The 20366-nt window shown below is 35.8% G+C and carries 17 protein-coding genes; 12 read left to right on the plus strand and 5 right to left on the minus strand.

Annotated features, from left to right (window positions below; genetic code table 11):
• Positions 1-115: 115 nt before the first annotated feature.
• The gene (locus tag IE155_RS10850) at positions 116-2953 is read right to left on the minus strand and encodes a TonB-dependent receptor (protein WP_373295367.1); all 2838 of its coding nucleotides are present in this window, start codon (positions 2951-2953) and stop codon (positions 116-118) included.
• A 611-nt stretch (positions 2954-3564) separates the two neighbouring features.
• Entirely contained in the window at positions 3565-4224 is a 660-nt protein-coding gene (locus IE155_RS10855; protein WP_189378283.1) for an alpha/beta hydrolase family protein, read from the minus strand.
• A 350-nt stretch (positions 4225-4574) separates the two neighbouring features.
• Between IE155_RS10855 and IE155_RS10860 the strand changes: the two genes are divergently transcribed.
• A complete protein-coding gene (locus IE155_RS10860; protein WP_189378284.1) occupies positions 4575-5375 on the plus strand; it encodes a UDP-2,3-diacylglucosamine diphosphatase in 801 nt (266 codons plus the stop codon).
• A gap of 29 nt (positions 5376-5404) precedes the next feature.
• On the plus strand, positions 5405-7117 hold the full coding sequence (gene olsF / locus IE155_RS10865; RefSeq protein ID WP_189378285.1) for a bifunctional ornithine lipid synthase OlsF: 1713 nt from the start codon (positions 5405-5407) through the stop codon (positions 7115-7117).
• A gap of 16 nt (positions 7118-7133) precedes the next feature.
• Here the strand turns inward: olsF and IE155_RS10870 are convergent, their stop codons facing one another.
• The gene (locus IE155_RS10870) at positions 7134-7979 is read right to left on the minus strand and encodes a LysR family transcriptional regulator (protein ID WP_189378286.1); all 846 of its coding nucleotides are present in this window, start codon (positions 7977-7979) and stop codon (positions 7134-7136) included.
• Between the two features lie 124 nt (positions 7980-8103).
• On the opposite strand from IE155_RS10870, the gene IE155_RS10875 reads away from it, so the two are divergent.
• The 5 genes from IE155_RS10875 (at position 8104) to IE155_RS10895 (ending at position 12145) form a co-directional block, all read left to right on the plus strand.
• Positions 8104-8307 (plus strand): hypothetical protein, encoded by a 204-nt coding sequence (locus IE155_RS10875; RefSeq protein WP_229817229.1) that lies wholly within the window; start codon positions 8104-8106, stop codon positions 8305-8307.
• Between the two features lie 54 nt (positions 8308-8361).
• Positions 8362-9306 (plus strand): HPP family protein, encoded by a 945-nt coding sequence (locus IE155_RS10880; RefSeq protein ID WP_189378288.1) that lies wholly within the window; start codon positions 8362-8364, stop codon positions 9304-9306.
• A gap of 84 nt (positions 9307-9390) precedes the next feature.
• Complete coding sequence (locus IE155_RS10885; RefSeq protein ID WP_189378289.1) at positions 9391-9603, plus strand: hypothetical protein; 213 nt, start codon at positions 9391-9393, stop codon at positions 9601-9603.
• 77 nt (positions 9604-9680) lie between these two features.
• A complete protein-coding gene (locus IE155_RS10890) occupies positions 9681-11285 on the plus strand; it encodes a GMC family oxidoreductase (RefSeq protein WP_189378290.1) in 1605 nt (534 codons plus the stop codon).
• 263 nt (positions 11286-11548) lie between these two features.
• A complete protein-coding gene (locus IE155_RS10895; protein WP_189378291.1) occupies positions 11549-12145 on the plus strand; it encodes a PEP-CTERM sorting domain-containing protein in 597 nt (198 codons plus the stop codon).
• Between the two features lie 346 nt (positions 12146-12491).
• Here IE155_RS10895 and IE155_RS10900 read toward each other — a convergent pair whose 3' ends face one another.
• Positions 12492-13955 carry a carbon starvation CstA family protein gene (locus IE155_RS10900; RefSeq protein ID WP_189378292.1) on the minus strand — a complete coding sequence of 488 codons (1464 nt, stop codon included), beginning with the start codon at positions 13953-13955 and terminating at the stop codon, positions 12492-12494.
• 461 nt (positions 13956-14416) lie between these two features.
• On the opposite strand from IE155_RS10900, the gene IE155_RS10905 reads away from it, so the two are divergent.
• From IE155_RS10905 to IE155_RS10920, 4 genes are all read left to right on the plus strand, one after another.
• The gene (locus tag IE155_RS10905; RefSeq protein ID WP_189378293.1) at positions 14417-15616 is read left to right on the plus strand and encodes a saccharopine dehydrogenase family protein; all 1200 of its coding nucleotides are present in this window, start codon (positions 14417-14419) and stop codon (positions 15614-15616) included.
• Positions 15617-15642: 26 nt separating this feature from the next.
• Positions 15643-16809, plus strand: a complete 1167-nt coding sequence (gene nspC, locus IE155_RS10910) for a carboxynorspermidine decarboxylase (RefSeq protein ID WP_189378294.1) — start codon at positions 15643-15645, stop codon at positions 16807-16809.
• A gap of 158 nt (positions 16810-16967) precedes the next feature.
• A complete protein-coding gene (locus tag IE155_RS10915; protein ID WP_189378295.1) occupies positions 16968-18035 on the plus strand; it encodes a ketoacyl-ACP synthase III in 1068 nt (355 codons plus the stop codon).
• A gap of 100 nt (positions 18036-18135) precedes the next feature.
• The gene (locus tag IE155_RS10920) at positions 18136-19281 is read left to right on the plus strand and encodes an HDOD domain-containing protein (protein WP_189378296.1); all 1146 of its coding nucleotides are present in this window, start codon (positions 18136-18138) and stop codon (positions 19279-19281) included.
• A 7-nt stretch (positions 19282-19288) separates the two neighbouring features.
• On the opposite strand, the gene IE155_RS10925 is transcribed toward IE155_RS10920, so the two are convergent.
• Positions 19289-19732 (minus strand): MarR family winged helix-turn-helix transcriptional regulator, encoded by a 444-nt coding sequence (locus IE155_RS10925; RefSeq protein WP_189378297.1) that lies wholly within the window; start codon positions 19730-19732, stop codon positions 19289-19291.
• A gap of 159 nt (positions 19733-19891) precedes the next feature.
• Between IE155_RS10925 and IE155_RS10930 the strand changes: the two genes are divergently transcribed.
• On the plus strand, positions 19892-20236 hold the full coding sequence (locus tag IE155_RS10930) for a 5-carboxymethyl-2-hydroxymuconate Delta-isomerase (protein WP_189378298.1): 345 nt from the start codon (positions 19892-19894) through the stop codon (positions 20234-20236).
• Positions 20237-20366: the final 130 nt, after the last annotated feature.

Genomic DNA, 20366 nt, shown 5'->3' on the forward strand with positions numbered 1-20366 from the left:
TAATGAATTGTTGATTTGGTAATAGAGAGAATAATTAGACGGATGTATTGGAAAATAAAAAAGCCTATTAAGAAATAGGCTTTTTAGGTTTACTTATTTGGTTTGATAAATTTAATTAAAACTTACCACGAATACCTACTGAATAACGACGATCTGCTTCAGTATACTTCCAAGCACCACCAAGTTCAGATAAATAAATTGAAGGTTCACCTGTTAAGTTACTCGCGTTAGCTACGACAGTGAAGTGCTCGTTAATATTCCAACTTGCTGAAAAGTCTAACTGGCCTCTATCTTCACGGTAGTTGTTACCGTAAACCGTACCGTCATCAGTTTTAATCGTACCAAGATAGTTAATATTTTCTACACGTTTTTCGTTTTCAGTATCTAAGAAACTGTCACGATAGTTATATGCTAAACGTGCCGCTAAGTCTTCATATTCCCAGAACGCTTGTAGGTTATATGTGTTTTTAGAAATTTGTAATAATGGGCTACCATTTGGTTGCTCACTATCAGCATAAGTATAGTTTGCACTAACACCTAAACCAGAAAATGCACCCGGTAAGAAAGTAAAGAATTGTTGATAACCAACTTCAAAACCTTGAACTTTACCATTTTCACCATTTTTGTCTTGCGTGGTTGCAATACCTGTTCGTCCAGCATCACGTAATGCAGCAACATGCGCCATACCTTCAGCATCACCAAATTGCGTGCTATCAGAAAATACCATTTCATCTTGGCTTACACCTGCGGTATTAAGCTGACAAACGTTGTTCCATTGGGTTACGTTTTGACCTGTAGTGGTAATTGGGTCAGCAACACAACTTACTTCGTTACTTAAGAACGATTCAACATCTTTGTAAAATACAGCAAAAGATAACATGTTACCTTCGTCAAAGTAGTGCTCTACAGATAAATCAAATTGAGTTGCACGGTAAGGGTCTAAACCAATAGCACCTTGGGTAGCAGCTGTTCTGTCATTATTAATTACAAATGCTGGGCTTAACTCACTGAAGTTTGCACGACGCATTACTTTAGCTGCAGCAAAGCGGAAAAGTGTTTCGTCTGAATAGTTATAAGTTACGTTTAAGCTAGGTAAAAAATCACTATAGTTGTTTTCCCCAGTAACTTTTGCGCCATCAAGGTAAACCGTTGATTCCAAATCTGTCTTAATATAACGACCACCAACAATAGCGGTAATATTGTCAAAGTTTAAATGGGCTGATACATAAGCTGCAGTAGTATCTTCAGCCACATTTTGATAAGCACTTTCTTGGAACTCTTGATTGTCTGCTAAGCTACCGGTTGTTGCATAGTTAGTACCTGCGAGTAATTTTTGTAGTTGACTATAAGTCCCTTCAAGGTCAGATAAGTTATTATAAATTAAATAAGTTAATAGATCGTTTTGACCTGTATGCCCTATTTGATCAAAAGAGTTATCGTAACTAATAGTGCTAAAGCTACCAGGAAATGCGCCATTGTAGTCATCAACCCAAACAGTTGCTAATGAACCGTCACTGTTATTAAATGCTTTCCTATAGATATCATTTAATTCTTCTTTGTATTGCTCGTATTCATAATCACGCTCAGTTACTCGAACACCCGCTTTTAATGTTGATACCCACTCTAAGCCTAATGGTTCGCTAATTTCAATATCGAAACGTGCTGCGGTTTCATCGTTATAGGTTCTTCTATCTTCAACTTTAAACGTACGTAGCGCTAAGTTTTGTTCGCTTGTGAATGCGTCTGATTGCGAGTGAATGATGCTTGGTAATTGATTACCGTTTTGAGAAAATACCCCATCATACACATAATTTACTAAATCGCCTGTTGCTTCAAAAACTGATTTTTGAACAGGGCGTAATGTAAATTCAGCGTCAGGTCTAACACTTTCTGAAGATGCTACAGCAACTTCACCTGAGATCATTACATTTTCAGCAATATTCCATTCACCACCAAAGGCATGTGAATAAGAGTCTGTTTGGCGGAAATCACTATAAGTTTTAGGAATACCAAATTCATTAACAAGCGTATAGTTATTTACACCGTTAGCATCTTGAGTTGTTCCAGAGTTAGTTTCTAATGCACCAACTACACCCAAAATTGAGCTACCTTCTTGTGAACCTTGGCGCTCTGTGACATTTAAATCAAGATAAAACATGCCATCATTAGATTGAGGAGCCCATTGAAGCGATAAGTTTAATGCTGTGCGCTCACGGCTTTCTAAGTATTGCTCAACACTGTGCTCATCTCTTAAAATAATATTGCCGCTAGGTGTATTACCTTCAGCACCATTAATATCTGTATCTACAGGTCGGGCTTTACTTGAAAACTGATCTTGACGAATTTCACGGTCTTGATAAGAGAGCATTGCCATTGCGCCGAAATAACCTGCATCACCTAAATCCCAGTTATTACCGATAGAACCGGTAAAAATAGGAGCAATATTCTCAGTTTTATCTGCATACTCAGCATCTAATGAAAATGCGCCTGTTAACTTATCTAAATCTAATGGGCGTACCGTTTTTAAGCTGACGGTTCCGCCTAAAGCACCTTCAATCATGTCTGCTGTAGGAGATTTAACTACTTCAACGGCCTTTAAGAAGCTTGATGGAAAATCTTGAAGACTAATACCATTACGCGAATCACCAATGGTAGAACGACCATTTAATTCCACACGGTTTTGAGGTAAACCACGAATTGAAACACTATCACCAACACCGAAATCACTATTAATAGAAACACCCGTTACACGTTGAAGCGCTTCAGCGATGTTGTTGTCAGGTAACTTACCAATATCTTCAGCAACAATCGCATCTACTATACGTCCGTCAGTGCGTTTAAGCAGCGCAGCAGCTTTCATACTTCCTAGCATGCCTGTTACTTCAATAACTTCGATGTCATCTTTTGGAGCAGGTGTTTCGTTTTCAGCGGCATAGCTTGGCATAGCGAACATTGCTGTTAATGCCGCACCAAAAATAGCTAGATTAGTGTGGTTTTTATTAGTCGTATTAAATACAGAACTTATTTTGTTCAGCTTCATAGTTTCTCCCCTCGATATTTTTATATTAATAATTGGTTAACCAATTTTATTTGTTTAGTTTTTCTAATATCATTGTATAGACTTTAATCATGTCTGAGATATTTATAAATCACTTCTTTTGTTATTACAAGATATTATTACCAATTAAAATTTTCGGTATGACATTTTGGTAAGGTATTAGAGTTTTTGCTTTAATTTTTTGTTGTTTATTTTTAATGGTTTATATTTTATTGATTATACCTTTCTGGCTTATAATAAAAGGAAAAGCTATATAAAGAATATTTATTACGAATGGTTTACTATTTTATGAAAGTAGACTCAAGAATGTATCTATTGGTAAGTTTGTTTTGTTTTATTGGTAAGATGATTGCTTTTTGTTTAGATAAAAGATGATAGTAAACTCTTTCTATCATACTAAGTATGTATTTTATTGTTTTCTGGTATGACAAATTTTGGTTTTTTGGTCTGTAGGTTTTGTTTTAATAATTTGTAACAAAGCGCGAACGGTAATAACTTAAGAAAAGTTAGTTATTTTCATTATTCGTTTTTAGCCATTTTTTTACTGGTGTAACCCATTCAGGTCGTGGTGTGTAAAAAGCACCATGCTCTTTACCTGTGCTGATCGATTGTTCAGTAAAACGAGTTACATTTTTACTTCGATCTATTAAGAACTGACATGAACCAACTAAGTCATCAGAAGTCTCAAGTATTGAATATATCTTACCATGTACAACTATCTTAATGCTTTCCTTAATATAACTACTGCATCCAGCTAAAATAATGAAATTAAGTTGATTATTAGCTAATAAGTTAGATGTCATAATGGTAATAGTGCCACCACGAGAGAATCCAACGAGTGAAATATTATTTGCAGGTACGCCTTTTTTAATTAGTAATCTAACATCATCAGCTAACCTTTTTGCAAATTCATTTGGGTTAGTGTTTTTAGCTCGATGATAGGCAATTAAATTGTAATTTTTATCTGAAAGCGCTTGTTTTATCATTGGAAATTCATATGTTCCCCAACGGGGGTTAACCGGTCGAGGGTTGGTGCCTTCAACTATATATCCATGAGAATAAAAAACATATTTCTCGTTTGCTTTAACTGTCAAAGGGAATGTGTCAAAAATTTCTCCTGCTAAAGCTTTAGTTGAAATTAATGCTAACAGTATTATTTTACGCATAATTATTTAGTACCCTTGTTTGAATTTTCAACTATATCTAACTTAGAAGCACAATTTTCTGTTGCTCGTGTATATTTTTTCATGATTGTTACCGACCTCTAGCTCTTTAAGTGGAAGGTTATTAATAAATAGTCAAAGAAGAGGAATGTTCTACTGATGTATAACTGCATAATTAATTCTTGGATTGTTTTACTATAAGCAAGAGCACTCAGTTGTACAAAGCAATAATATACTTAAAATCGTAATTCCATGTCATATCAAGTTCAAAAAACTGTCACTTAATTGTAAGAATAACGCACTAATTTAACTTATAAATATTATCAAGTAACCCATTCCTACAAGGGCGAGTTATGTCGAAAATACATCATAAAACCGTATGGTTGTCTGACATTCACTTAGGTTATAAAGACTGTAAAGCAGAGTACCTTCTTGACTTTCTAAAGCATAACAAAATTGATGTATTGTATTTAGTCGGTGACATTGTCGATATGTGGTCAATGAGTAAACGCTTTCATTGGCCGAAAGCGCATAATGATTTATTTCATACATTATTGTCTTTGCCAAACCAAGGTACCAAGGTGATTTATTTACCGGGTAATCATGACGCACCAATACAAAAATATGATGGCATGAATTTTGGCGATATTGAGATATACCGCACTTATACTCACACAACAGCACAAGGTAAAAAATTATTGGTATTACACGGCGACCAATTCGATCAGCAAGTGTGTTTTGGTGCGTTGCATTCATGGATGGGAGATGTACTTTACGATTTTCTATTATTTCTTAATCGTTGGTACAACTGGTGTCGAATTAAAACAGGTCGACCTTACTGGTCATTAGCCAGTCATATCAAAAGTAAAATTAAAGGCGCTAATCAAGCTATTAGTCGTTACCGAAATGCGTGTTGTGAAAGTGCTAAAAGTCAAGGCTTTGATGGTGTGGTTTGTGGTCATATTCATCACCCCGAAATAGTAGAACAAGAGGGCGTATTATACCTCAACGATGGCGATTGGATTGAAAACTGTTCAGCATTAGTTGAGTCATCTTCAGGTGAATTATCACTTGTTTATTGGGCTGAAATCAGTCAATCCAATAATCTTGTTGATATACGTAGCAAAAAGTCTAAAGAGCAAAAAGTCGCATAGACGTATAAAATACATAAAGTTGAGAAAATATGTTTAGTGTAAATGATGTTGTAAATAAGCATTATCCAAATGTTGCAGATAAACCTTGGCTGTCTAAATCGCTTATTTTTTTCTTACGACATTTATTGCATGAAAAAGAAATATCAGAGTTTGGTGCTGACTATCCACATTTATTAGGTGTCGACTTTGTTGAGCAGGTTCTTGAGTATTTCAATGTTAGCTATTCTATTCGAGATAACGAAAAAGAGCGTATTCCCAGCCAAGGACGAGTGGTTATAATTGCTAATCATCCGATTGGTTCAATTGACGGCTTAGCGTTAATAAAGTTAATCAGCGAAGTGCGCTCAGATATTAAAGTTGTTGCTAATGAAATGTTAATGGCAATTAAGCCGTTACACGATATTTTATTACCTGTAAATAATATGCAAGGCGGCACAGCTAAAGAATGTTTAAGTGCAATTAATGCGCATTTACAGCACGAAGGTGTGTTACTTATTTTTCCTGCGGGAGAGGTTTCTCGCTTACGTATTGAAGGGGTACGAGACATTAGCTGGCGAAGTGGCTTTTTGCGCATAGCTAAAAAAGCTAAAGCCCCTGTATTGCCTATTTTTATTGACGCGAAAAATTCACCATTATTTTATGGTGTGTCAATGATATACAAGCCGTTATCAACCATGTTGCTTGTTAAAGAAATGTTCAAACAACGGCTTAAACATCTGCCTATGCGAATAGGTGAGATGATCCCTTATGAATCGTATAGTGCCGGTAAAATTGCCACTCAGCAGCAAGTTAAATTATTTAGAAAGCATTTATATCGTATTGGTACTAACAAAAAGTTAATTTTTGAGACGCAAAAGGCGATAGCTTTACCTGAAGAACGTAAGTCTTTAAGTAAAGCGATAAAAAGCAAGTGTTCCATGCTGGGTGAAACTTCTGATGGTAAGCTTATTTACTTATACACTCACGAGGGCAGTTCTACAATAATGCGTGAGATAGGGCGACTGAGAGAAATTGCCTTTAGAGCTGTTGGCGAAGGAAGTAACAAAAGACGCGATATTGACCAATTCGATAGCCATTATTTTCATATTATTCTTTGGGATAAAGATGATTTAGAGATTATCGGTGCCTATCGATTGGGTGATGCTAAAAAACTTATGCAAAGTAATGATAGTACAGGGACAAACTCAGGTTTATATACTGCGACATTATTTGACTTTAATGAGTCTATGCAGCCTTATCTCGAACAAGGCTTAGAATTAGGAAGAAGCTTTGTTCAGCCTCAATATTGGGGGAAACGTAGTTTAGATTATTTATGGTATGGCATTGGGGCTTTTTTGAAGCAAAATCCTCAATATAAATACTTATTTGGTCCTGTTAGTTTAAGTAATAGTTACCCTCAGACGGCTAAAGACTTGATGGTGCAGTTTTATCATTCTCATTTTGGTCAAAAAGAGCAACTGGCAAACGCTAAGTACCCCTGTACATTATTACCAGAGCTACAAGATTTATTTCCTGGAACAAATTACAAAGAAGAGTTTACGTTATTAAAACATCTGTTAGCGAATATAGGTGTAACTGTTCCCACTTTATATAAACAATATTCAGAATTATGCGAGCCAGGCGGGGTTAAGTTTTTAAGTTTTAATATCGATCCCGATTTTAATGATTGTATAGACGGTTTAGTGATGACAGATGTCACTATGATCAAAGAAAAAAAACGTCAACGATATATTGGTAATTAATGTTGTTAACATTTATCTAAACTTGCCATTTGTTATTATGCGTTAAGCTATTTTTTAATGAAATGATCGCTTTGTTTAACGAGGTAGAGTGTTTACTAGCGCGATAAGAAATATAAATAGGGTAAGAAAATTCTGGAGACTCTTTGACTTGTTCTAATGCTCCATTTGCTAAATAATCAGCCACAACGCGTGTTCTAAAATAACCGTTGCCTCCATTTTTTAACATGAATTTAAGTGCTAAAGGTCCAAGATTAAACGTTAATGCCGCTTGCCTTTTTTGTGGCAAGGTTGCGTCAAAGTTTCGTTTAAATTCCGAGCCCCAATCAATGAATAAATCTGGTGATGAATTATTTGGAACACAGACATGAATAAGCTTTTCTTCGACAACTTGTTCAACAGTAAAGCCAGAAAAATAGCACGGAGTATGAATTAATATTATGTCTAGTATGTCCTTCTCAAGCAAAGAAACTAGCTTTTCTGTGTCTGTTACTTCATTATTTATATGTAGTTCAGGGGCGTTTAATGTAAAAGCGCTCATCCAATCAACCATTAATGGATTCCATAAACTAATATCTGCTCCAATAGATATCGTATCTATTTTTCCTTTGGGTAAGTTTAAATGAGATTTCGCCTGCTCCCATGTTTGTACCAGCTTTAGTGCATGATTTACGAATACTTCGCCTTCCCTAGTGAGTTTTGCCCCCGATCTATTTCTAATAAATAATTGACAATTTAAATGGCTCTCGAGTGTTTTTATACGCGCAGTAATCGTGGTTTGTGTTACGTTAAGTCGCTTAGCCGCCTCGATAAAAGTACCAGAGCTCATAATCGAAAGAAATGTTTTAGCGAGTTCTATGTCCATGTTAATTACCTATTAATATCTAATGAGTTCAAAAATATTGCATTTAAATATTGTTTATATTCATTATACACTAATTTAAAATATCATTACTCTGTGCTCGATATTAATCACTAGGGGGCGACTTTTGAATTTATATCGAGTCGGATTGTGCGCTATGATCACTTCATTTTTGTTAGTGATTACCGCCGTATATTTATTATTTATTTCAGATATTATGATGTCTTTTCCTTGGACCATGTTTTGGCATTTTACCATTTTACTTACAGGACTAACCTTTAAGTTGTCGTATGTCATGATTTTGGTTTCTAAATCTAAAGAAGAAAAATAGAGATAGTTAGCAATAGTATTAACTCAATACTAGCCGTTGAAAGTATAAATAAATATGAAACTATTCGATAAGCCCCAAGTACTCTATTTTTTGTCTGAATGTAAAAAGTATTTAGGGATTGAAGCGAATAGTACCTCTAAAACAGAGAAAATAATTTCTGGCATCGGCGCTTTGATCGGTATATTACTCTGTCAAATTGTGACACTACAATATTTTAATACAGGCGAATCCTTGCTACTTATTGCTTCTATGGGAGCTACTGCCACCCTTATTTATGCGTTACCTCATGGCGCATTGTCACAACCCTGGAGTGTTTTGGGCGGGCATTTTGTCTCGGCTATTATCGGTATTTTAAGTTACCAATATATTTCAGAAACTCTGTTGGCGAGTTCAGTGGCTGTTGGTGGGGCTGTGCTTGTCATGTATTTTTTAAGGTGTTTACATCCTCCAGGTGGTGCAACTGCATTATTTTGTACTCAAGGTGGTGAAACAGTACATGAATTAGGTTTTAACTTTCTAATCGAACCGCTGTTACAAAATGTTGTTATATTGATTGGTGTTGCTATTTTATTTAATGGCCTATTTTCTTGGCGTCGTTATCCTGCTCATTTAAATTTTCGGCATATTAAAAACCAATCATTAAGTTATTTGAGCCATGAAGATTTTAGTGCTGCGTTATTGCAATTAGATTCATTTGTTGATGTAAGTACCGAGGAGTTAGCGGTTATTTTTGACCGGGCGATGGCGCATGCAGATTCTAATAAACCACAAAGAAAACTACTGTTAAAAACAGGAAGTTTCTACAGTAATGGTTCGTTAGGTGAAGGTTGGAATATTAAACAAATTACAAATATAGAAAACTCAAAAATAACTTATAAAGTTATGCTTGGTAATAATAACGGTTTAATTGAAGAATGTGGTCAACGAGCTTTTCGTCAATGGGCAAAGTTTGAAGTTGAATATGTACAAGGGAGCTGGATAAAAAGAACTGAGAACTAAATAACCTGTTTAGCTTGTGTAAGTTTAAAATTTTAATAAAATACGTTATGTACCTCCCTTTTCTTACTGTTTCGTAGCATATAAATGAATAATATTTTTTGGAACCAACTATTGTCATTATCAGACAATTTAAAAGCATCGACTAACGCTAAAGCAGACAATATTCAGTCTTTAATTTCGCAGCTAGAGTCTATTTGTATTTCTCATGAAGGGGAGTTTGAACCTGCAGATGAATTTGAAGAGTATGTCACTTTAACATTATGTCGCTCTATTGCTCAAAATTTAAAAAATCAATAACGTTGTATTTTAGTTGGTCTTAAAGCGTTTATTTGTTACACATATACTAGTGTGATAATGGATAAGTTGAAAAATAAATGTTTGACTACATTGTTGTGGGCGCAGGCTCTGCAGGTTGTGTACTAGCTGCACGCTTAAGTGAAGATCCAACGGTTTCCGTTTGTTTATTAGAGGCTGGCGGTTCAGATGCTAGTGTTCTGGTGCAAGCTCCTATGGGAGTTGCTGCCATGATGCCAACAAAAATTAACAACTGGGCTTTTGAAACTATTCCTCAAGTAGGCTTAAATGGCCGCAAAGGTTATCAACCCAGAGGAAAAACTCTCGGTGGAAGCTCTTCTACTAATGCAATGTTATATGTACGCTGTAATCCATGGGATTATGATCATTGGGCTGAACTAGGTAATACAGGGTGGAGCTATTACGAGGTTTTACCTTATTTTATTAAGTCCGAAGGTAATGAGTTTTTTAATGATGAATATCATGGCACAGATGGTCCTCTTGGTGTTTCGAATCCGACGGATTCTAGTGCGGTAAATGACTTGTTTTTGGCGTCTTGCCAACAGCAAGCTATAAAGCGTAATGATGATTATAATGGCGCTGAACAAGCAGGATGTTTTATGTATCAACGCACTATTAAAAATGGTGAACGTTGTAGTGCCGCTAAAGCATTCTTAACTCCTAATTTATCACGTAAAAATCTTACTGTTATTACTCATGCACATAGTGAGAAGATCTTATTTGAAGAAACTGAACAAGGCAAAAAAGCGGTTGGCATTCGCTACAGTAAGAATAAACAAACACTTGAAGTAAAGTGTACCCGAGAAGTTATAGTGAGTAGCGGTGCTTTTGGATCTCCCCAATTATTAATGCTTTCTGGTATTGGTCCTGCCGAGCATTTAACAGAAATGGGTATTGATGTAGAGAAGGATCTCGCTGGCGTTGGTCAAAACTTACAAGATCATATTGATTATATTCAAACTTACAAAGTATCAAGTCAGCATGATACGTTTGGAATCTCTTTCTCTGGAGCCTGTACCATTGTAAAGTCGATATTTGAGTGGAAAAGAAAGCGTACAGGAAAAATGACCAGTTCAGCCGCCGAATCAGGTGCTTTCCTATATTCGGATACAGGGCTCCCCGCTCCAGATTTACAGTTAATCTTTGTTCCTGGTATTGTTGATAATCATGCGCGAACTATTAATTTAGGCCATGGCTATAGCTGCCATCTTACGTTGTTAAGGCCTCAGTCTGTAGGGGAAGTAAAATTAGTAAGTAAAGATCCAAGCGTTCCTTTAGCCATAGATCCTAATTTTTTCAATCATCCAAACGATATGAAGGTGTTAATTAAAGGCGCAAAAATAATGCAAAATATTTTAGAGTGCCCACCATTATCTGATATTAACCAAAAAATGTTATATCCAGTTGAAAATGGTAATGTTCAGCAATTAGAGCAGATGATTCGTCAACATGCTGATACGCAATATCATCCAGTAGGTACTTGTAAAATGGGAGTTGAAGATGATCCGTTTGCGGTCGTTGATCATCAATTGAAAGTTTACGGCGTTAACGGTTTAAGAGTTGTTGATGCCTCTATTATGCCTAAAATTGTTAGTGGTAACACCAATGCACCGACAATAATGATCGCAGAAAAAGCGGCTGATATGATTAAAAGAGCAAATTAGTGGTTGAATAAAAATCAAGCAGCTTTAAAACTAATTGAAAGTTATTTACATTCGAACGGTATGCGTGGTTAATTCACTACCTATTCAATTATTTATTATGCGTGTTTCACCTTTTTTACAAAGCGCTTAAAATTTATACTATATTGATTTGTATAAATTTTCTCATCTGGTACAATCAGTTTTTTTGAACTATTATCAAAAAATTAACACAAATATAACTATTTTATATTCTTATTAACCCCCCTCTCTTGTTAGGAAACGTAATGAAAATAACGGCTTTTTTCTTATCTTTTGCATTGTTAATGACTTCAGCACCAAGCAATGCGACTTTAATTAATTTTATTTATACCGGCTCTGGCTCAGGTAGTATTGATGGTGTAGATTTTGATAATGCAACCTTTGTAATTACTGAACATTCAAATACTGATGATATAACAGCTTGTAGTTCAACATGTAAAACCTTAAAGGCTCTTACTACAACTATCTCTATTGAAGGTGTTGGTTTTTTTGATTTTATTACAGAAACTAGAACTTTTTCGGTAAATGGAATTATTGGTTTCTCTCGTGTACTTAATGGGGGGTTAGATTTATTTAATTTAAAAAGCTCTGCTTTTAATTTTGACCTTGCTAGTTCACTTGCTCCTATTACAACAACTGCAGAGTTAAAGCAATGGAGTCGATCTCCTGTTGAGACTAGTGGGGGTATTCTAGAATTTAAAGATGCTGATATTTTTGGTACTTTTGAAGCTAGATTAGGTGGAATATCTATACCAACTACTGTCCCTGGTCCATCAACCTTATTTATTTTTGCTTTAGGCTTGGCATTACTTAGTATTCGCCGTTACTCTGCCAAAAACTAAAAATTAGTCATTCTACATTTAGGTTTTTCAAGGAGGATTAACCGACTACGATCATTATAACGATTTAATAAACGTTAACTTTAACATTTTAGGTTAACTGTGAACTCATCAATAGAGAGTCATTCTAGTCAGAAAATTTGCTCATACTATATTTTCAGAACTTAACTCTTAGTATTTCTGTACATTATCATCAAATAAGTAGTTTAAAACCGAATTAGAAATAATACTTTTCTGGTGATAAATTACCGCTTAAAGTCTACGCAAGAGGAATACAAAGAGTGCCACATAAGCGAAATGCTTGACACTCTTTGAGCATGCTCATGCTAAGTATCAGATGACGTGCATATCATAGTGCAAGTTTTCTATGTCTTATATGGAAAGCAACTAAGATAAACAATCCAATTACAGCGGTTGCTGCTCCAATGGGTTGCCCCAAATCACTGGATAAATTAAAGCCTATTCCTGCTGTCATAATATATGACAAGGTTACCGAGGTTGCGATTACTGCAGGAATACTAACAACCCAATGAAATGTACCAAGGTTAAATAAATATTTAGTGGCTAGCCATAGAACACTAGTAGATAACAGCATATTTGAGAATGCAAAATAGCGCCAAATGATAGAAAAATCTAACTTTGTCATAAAGTAGGCAATGGTTAATATGGGCAAGGCTAGTAGTAATCGATTACGTAAACTTTGCGGTATATTAAACGCATCTACAACCGTTAACCGGAGTGAGCGAAACGCAGTATCACCCGAAGTAATAGGGAAAACAGCAACGGCAACAATCGCCATAATGCCACCGAAAACACCTAAATAACTATTAGCGACATGGTTAACAACTAACCCAGGACCACCTTGGTCGAGCAATGCTTTTAACTGTGCATAACCTTCAGGAAAGGCTGCTATCCCGGCTAATGCCCAAACACAACCAACAACTCCCTCGCAAGCCATTGCTCCGTAATATACCGGGCGTACATACTTTTCATTAGTTAAACAACGAGCGATAATTGGTGCTTGAGTGGAATGAAAGCCGCTAATAGCGCCACAGGTAATTGTGATAAATAATAGTGGCCATGTCGTTAACCCATCAGGATTTGGTGCTAGAAAGTCGTGCGCATGATCTGCTTCAAAATAAGAAAAAAAATCACTTGTGATAGGTAAGTGAGGCGCATTTAATAACAATGAAATAGCAATAGACACCGTCATTACTATCATTAACAAGCCAAATATTGGATAAAATTTAGTAATAATTTTATCAATAGGTAATAAGGTGGCTAAGAAATAATAAGCTAAAATAGCAAGTACCCAAAATGTATTATTAGCAAAGAAAGTTCCTTCGAACACATCTAAGTGGCTTAACAAGCCTGCAGGACTCATTATAAATACAACACCAACAAAAAAGAGTAGCATGGCGGTGAAAATCAACATAAAACCTTTAAATACAATGTTGTAATAATGCCCTGCAATTTCAGGTAAGCTTTTACCGTCTTCTTTTATACTCATGACACCGGAGAAAAAGTCATGTACCGCACCGCCTAAAACATTTCCTAATACAATCCAAACGAGTGCAACTGGTCCATATAAGGCGCCTAAAATTGGACCAAAAATAGGGCCTACACCTGCTATATTTAAAAATTGAATTAAAAAGGCTCTGACGGGGTGAATAGCAACATAATCAACCCCTTCATTAAAGCGTTTTTGAGGTGTTGCAATGCTAGAGTCTATACCGGCTTGTTTTTCAACAAACGGGCTATAAAACTTGTAACCTACTATTAAAATAGTAAGGCAGATAAAAAAGATGATCATAACGTTGGTTTCTCTTGTCGTCTTTGTAGAGGTGAAATATGCGTCAGCGGTGTATTTATTATAGTGTATTTTCTGAGTGAAAATAATCGACGAACACTATCAAAAGATTTTAGCCATCACAATAAGACTTTTTGCTAATACCAACTCTTTTAACGTTTGAAACGTATCCAATCTGAATAATTAATAAACTAATTTGAGTTGTTGCCCAATTTATCTGTTTTCTAGTTTGATTAAGGTGCGATGAGTTAACTCTTATTGATAATAGTTATAGAATGGATTTTTATGCTGTGATGATTATTTGTGCAAAAATTGAAAATCTTTCTTCCTAAAAGTTAAATTCTTGTATATTATCGCGCTCCAAAAAATTTGCACTGAGGTTATTACGCTAAAAGCGTTAATTAGGTGCAGTGTTTAACTTATTTTTAATTGTCATAGTAACTCAACTTGGCAGGAGATAGGCAATGTCAAAGGTATTAATTATTGGCGCTGGTGGCGTCGGAGGCGTGGTAACGCATAAATGTGCGCAGTTACCCGAAATATTCTCGGAAATTGTGCTTGCTAGCCGTACAGAATCTAAATGTAAGGCGATTGCAGCACAACTTAACCGCACAATTAAAACGGCACAAATTGATGCGGATAATGTACCTGAGTTAGTGGCACTAATTAATGATGAAAAACCTTCATTAGTGATAAATGTTGCGCTACCTTATCAAGACTTAACCATTATGGATGCGTGTTTAGCAGCAGGTGTTCATTATATGGATACCGCAAACTATGAGCCATTAGATACGGCTAAATTTGAATACAAATGGCAATGGGCATATCACGATAAGTTTGAAAAAGCAGGTTTAACAGCATTACTAGGAAGCGGTTTTGATCCTGGTGCAACGAATGTTTTCACCGCTTATCTGGCTAAGCATTATTTTGATGAAATTCATGAATTAGACATTATTGATGTTAATGGTGGAGATCATGGTTACCCATTTGCCACTAACTTTAACCCTGAAATTAATATTCGTGAAGTTACTGCTGAATGTCGCCATTGGGAAAATGGAGAGTTTGTCACGACTCCTGCAATGTCGAAAAAAGCTCAATTTACTTGTCCTGAAGAAGTGGGTACTTTCAATATTTATCGTATGTACCACGAAGAGTTAGAATCGTTATCTAAACACTACCCTACGTTAAAGCGTGCTCAATTTTGGATGAGTTTTTCAGACAATTACCTTAATCACCTTGAAGTGTTAGGTAATGTCGGTATGACAGGTATTGAAGAAGTCGAATATCAAGGCCAAAAAATTGTACCTATCCAATTTTTAGCTAAACTGTTGCCAGATCCTTCAAGTTTAGGGCCTCGCACGAAAGGCAGAACCTGTATTGGATGTGTGGTACGTGGATTAAAAGACGGTAAAGAGCGCATTGTTTATATTTATAATATTTGTGATCATCAAGCCTGTTATGAAGAAGTACAGTCGCAAGCTATTTCATATACGACAGGCGTTCCCGCAATGATAGGGGCGATGAATATTTTAAAGGGTGACTGGGTTAAGCCAGGTGTTTGGAATATTGAGCAATTCGATCCTGATCCGTTCATGGAGGCCATGAATAAATATGGTCTACCATGGAAAGTCGTTGAATTAACTGATTTTAATTTAGATCAATAAGTTAACCTATAACCGAGTTAATCAAGATGCAGTTTACTGACTTTACTAAGTTAGACTTGTCACGAGTTCCATCGCCATGTTTTGTGGTGGACGAAGTAGCTATTGAGCGTAACTTAGCCATTTTACATCAGGTTGCAAATATAAGTGGCGCTAAGATATTAGCGGCACTTAAAGCATTTTCAATGTGGCATTTAGGCGAAAAAACGTCGCAGTACTTAAATGGAACTTGTGCGAGTGGTTTGCATGAAGCACGTTTAGGGCAAGAGTTTTATCCTGGTGAAGTACACGTGTTTTCAGCTGCTTATAGTCAAAATGATCTAGAAGAGCTTTTAACTTTTGCTGATCATATTGTCTTTAATAGTTGTAGTCAGTGGCAGCGCTTTCAACCGCAGATCCTAAAGGCAAAAAAGTTAAGACCCGAAATGCAGTTCGGCTTGCGTATTAACCCTGAACATTCTGAAGGAACTGTGGCGATTTATGATCCTTGTGCACCCGGCTCTCGATTAGGAATTACTTTAGATCAGTTAGATGAAACTATGCTTGAAGGCATTAGTGGTTTACATTTTCATACCTTATGTGAACAAGCCTTCGAGCCTTTATCTCGCACACTCGATGCTGTTGAATCAAAGTTTGGTCATTTACTCGAGCGCATGCAATGGATTAACTTTGGGGGCGGGCATCATATTACCGCGCCAGGTTATAATATTGACGGACTGATCAAACGTATTCGTGAATTCAGTGAAAAGTATCAAGTACAGGTTTATTTAGAACCAGGTGAAGCTATCGCCATTGGTAGCGGGGTATTGGTTTGCGAGGTACTTGATTTAACGTTTAATCAGTTAAACCAAGCTATTTTAGATACCTCAGCGACTTGTCATATGCCTGATACGTTAGAAATGCCATATCGCCCAGATATTATTGGCGCAGCTCAACCTCAAGAGTTTGTACATACCTATCGTTTAGGTGGTTTAACTTGTTTAGCTGGTGACGTGATTAATGATTATAGTTTTCAAAAACCTTTAGCTATTGGACAACGATTAATGTTCAGTGATATGGCACATTATACTATGGTCAAAACCTCCACCTTTAATGGGACTAAACTACCAGCGTTGGCAGTCTGGAATTCAGAAACGGATAGTTTAAAAGTTATTAAAACATTTGGTTATGCAGATTTTCGAAGCCGTTTATCATAATTCGTTATTTTTAGCTCTATAACTTATTCGTATTAATTAAATGTATCGATTAAATTCAACTTCCCTGCTTATAGACTTTATCTGCCGACCACTTTATTCTATAAAATAGACTAGTTTTTTGCTGATTATATGCAGCATACAAAATATTAAGGTTATTCATGACATATGCCAATATTAGTGGTTGGGGGAAATGTTTACCTCCTGCGGTTTTAACAAATGATGATCTGGCAACATTTCTTGATACGAGTGACGAATGGATCACCTCTCGAACTGGTATGAAAGAGCGCAGAATCTCTCATGTCAATGTAAGTGAGTTAGCTGCTGTGGCATGTCAGCGTGCTTTAGCTGCGGCTGGGAAAACAGTGGCTGATGTTGATCTTATTGTCTTTGGCAGTACAACATTTGATGAAATATGTCCCAATGCCGCATCAAATGTACAACGTATTTTAGGTGCTAACAACGCTGCTTGTATGGACGTAAGCACGGCTTGTACTGGGGGCATGTACAGTTTAACTGTTGCCAATTCAATGATCCGAAGTGGTGTTGTTTCTTCTGCGCTTGTTATTGGCGCTGAATGTATATCACCTATTATGGACTGGACTAACCGCGATGTTGCTGTGCTATTTGGTGACGGAGCAGCAGCGCTATATCTTGAAAGTGCTGATGAACAAACGGGTGTATTGGCTGAGTCTTTAGGTTGTTATGGTGAAGCCCGTGATATTTTGTCGGTGCAAGGATGGGGAATGAAATATGCCAATCAACAAAAATATTTTGGTGAATCAAACTGGGCATTTTTAGGACAAGAAATTTTTAAAAAAGCTGTATCAGGCATGGCCCAAGCATGTGATAAAGTACTAGAAAAGTCAGAAATTTCCGCTGATGAAATTGACTTAGTGGTGCCACACCAAGCGAATTTACGTATTATTGATACCTTAGTTAAAAAACTAAAAATGGATAAAGACAGTGTTTTTGTCAATATTGAAAAATATGGCAATATGTCAGCCGCCACTATATTGGTTGCCTTAGTTGAGGCTGTTGAAGAGGGGAAGGTTAAGTCGGGTGATATGATCTTAATGCCTGCATTTGGTGGCGGTTTAACATGGAGCGCTCATTTAATAAAATGGGGGATAAGAACCGATGCTATTAGCCAAAGTGATGCTGAATTACCTGAATGTGAGCATTCTGGCCTAACTTTAGTAAAAAGCATTATTAATAATAAGTGTTAAGTATTTTCACTTTTATTTAATTTGATTAGCTAAAAAGATCCATAAAACTATTTATACATTACACTTATATTAATTGGTTTGAGATAACGGGTTTTATTGAGTGTTTAAAGCTTTGATTAATAGGTTATTCCCTTCTTTTGTAAAAAAGAAGGGAGATATTAACTACCATTATTTTGAAACAAGTCGTGCTGAAGAGGCTAATAGTTCAAAGAACTCAATCGATCACATTCAGCAACATCTTAACCGTAATAAAAATAACGAAATAATAAAGGTTTCATCAGTCATTAAGAGAACTGAGTTATCTTCGTCTCATTCTGAGCAGTTTTTTGTCTATTTATTTGGTGAGATTAACACACAGACTTTACTTGATCCCTTAAGCGATTATGTGAGTAGAACGATAGAAGGCCTATTGATATATCCACAAGATTCACCTCAGTTAATCTTTAATTCCTTACCCGTATTACCTCGTTCAGTTACTACGTTAATGTCTGAAATAAATACCCCTGATTTTGACGTAAATATATTAATAGAAGTGATTAAGCAAGAACCGAGTATAGCCGCTGAGGTGATAAAATTGGCTAATAGTGCGGGTTTTCAACGAAGTGATAAACCTGTGACAGATTTAAAATCTGCATTTATGGCGATGGGAAGTCAGGGGCTTTTAGAAGGAGTGCTCTATAGTTTTTTAAAAAATTTCACTCCTAAAGGTAATGTTTACTATAAGCAATTTGGCGAGAAAATTTGGCAACATTGTTTAAAATGCGGCGCAATAAGTAAATTAATCGTCCTAAATAGTGAAATGAAAGAGCACGCTAATACCGCTTATTTTATTGGTCTAATTTGTAATTTAGGTGAAATGATCATATTTCAGATAATGATTGACGCTTTTAGTCATGTAAGTCCTGACGTACAACCTAATTCGTTAGCTTTTAAACTCATGGTTGAAAAATATGCTAAGCGTTTATCGTTTGAAATAGCGAAATATTGGAAACTGCCAGATCCCATTATTCGAGCATTAGGGTTACAACTTAAAATAAATGCTGAAACACCTAGAAATAAAGTGCTTGAACATAATAAGTTAGGGTGTTTTATCTATGAAGCGAATAAAATGAGTGAACTATATGTGATGTGGCAGAATAAGCTTATAGATCAGGATGAATTAGAACTACGTACCGATTATTTCTTAAAAATGAGCGAATCAAAACAACTCTATACTACTTTTATGGCGTCTCATCAGGGGAGATAGCCATACTTTACTTACCGAGACTTCTCGATTGAATTGCAAGTTTTTCAAACATTGTTTTTATTTGTTGCTGCTCTTTAGTTGTCAGCACTGAAAGCAGCTCTTGCTCTCTCTTTAAAGCAAGCGGTACTAGTTGCTGATAAATAGTCTCAGCTTTCTTGGTTAAACTGAGTAATGAAGAACGTTTATCGCCATCGTGTGCACTTCTAAGCAGTAACTTTTGCTCCAGCATACCTATTATTGCTCTACTTGTTGGCATTTTTTCTAAATTTGCTTGAATACTTATTTCTTTCGCAGAAAGTGGGGAATTATTACCAAGGACCGCTAATACGCGCCATTGTTGAGGAGTTAACTCAAACTGTCCTGTATAAATTTGAGCAATGTTATTTGTTACTAATGCTTGAAGATGCGTTAGTTGATAAGGAAAAAAGTCTTCTAGAACTAAAGTTGCCATAATATGTTGTTTTATAAGTGATGGTATTAATAGTTAATTTACCAAAAATTAGCGAAAGTGTGTTAGAAAATACAGGTAGATTAACTTTGGTGATATTATTTAGTCTATTTTAAATATTTTTATAGTCACTCTACCTTTCTTAATATAAAAGGAATTCCTATGCCGCATTTTGTGATTGATTGTTCTGTAAGTATTTTATCACAGCATGATGAAAGTACGATAAACGAGCAAATTCATTTTACTGCCCATTTAACAGGGTTATTTGACGAAAATGATATAAAAGTGAGAGTAAATCCATTTAAAACATTTCTTGTGGGGAATAAACAGGAAGATTTTATTCATGTATTTGCTCATATTATGGAAGGGCGAACAATCGAGCAAAAAGCAAAGCTTTCTAATGTTATTGTTAAAAAGTTAGCGGAAATGTTTCCACATGTCCCTAATATTGCTATGAATGTCTGTGACTTTGAAAAAGCAAGTTATGTTAATAAAGCAATGCTTTAATATTTACTTAATAAAACATACCTAAATATATTTATTGCTCTCGTTCTTTATTTAAATAACAAAGCTGCAGCCTCACTTATAAACGATACATAAAAATAGTCTTAATGAAATTGATTCGTATTTATATATG

The organism is Thalassotalea profundi, assembly GCF_014653195.1.
GTDB classification, from domain to species: domain Bacteria; phylum Pseudomonadota; class Gammaproteobacteria; order Enterobacterales; family Alteromonadaceae; genus Thalassotalea_B; species Thalassotalea_B profundi.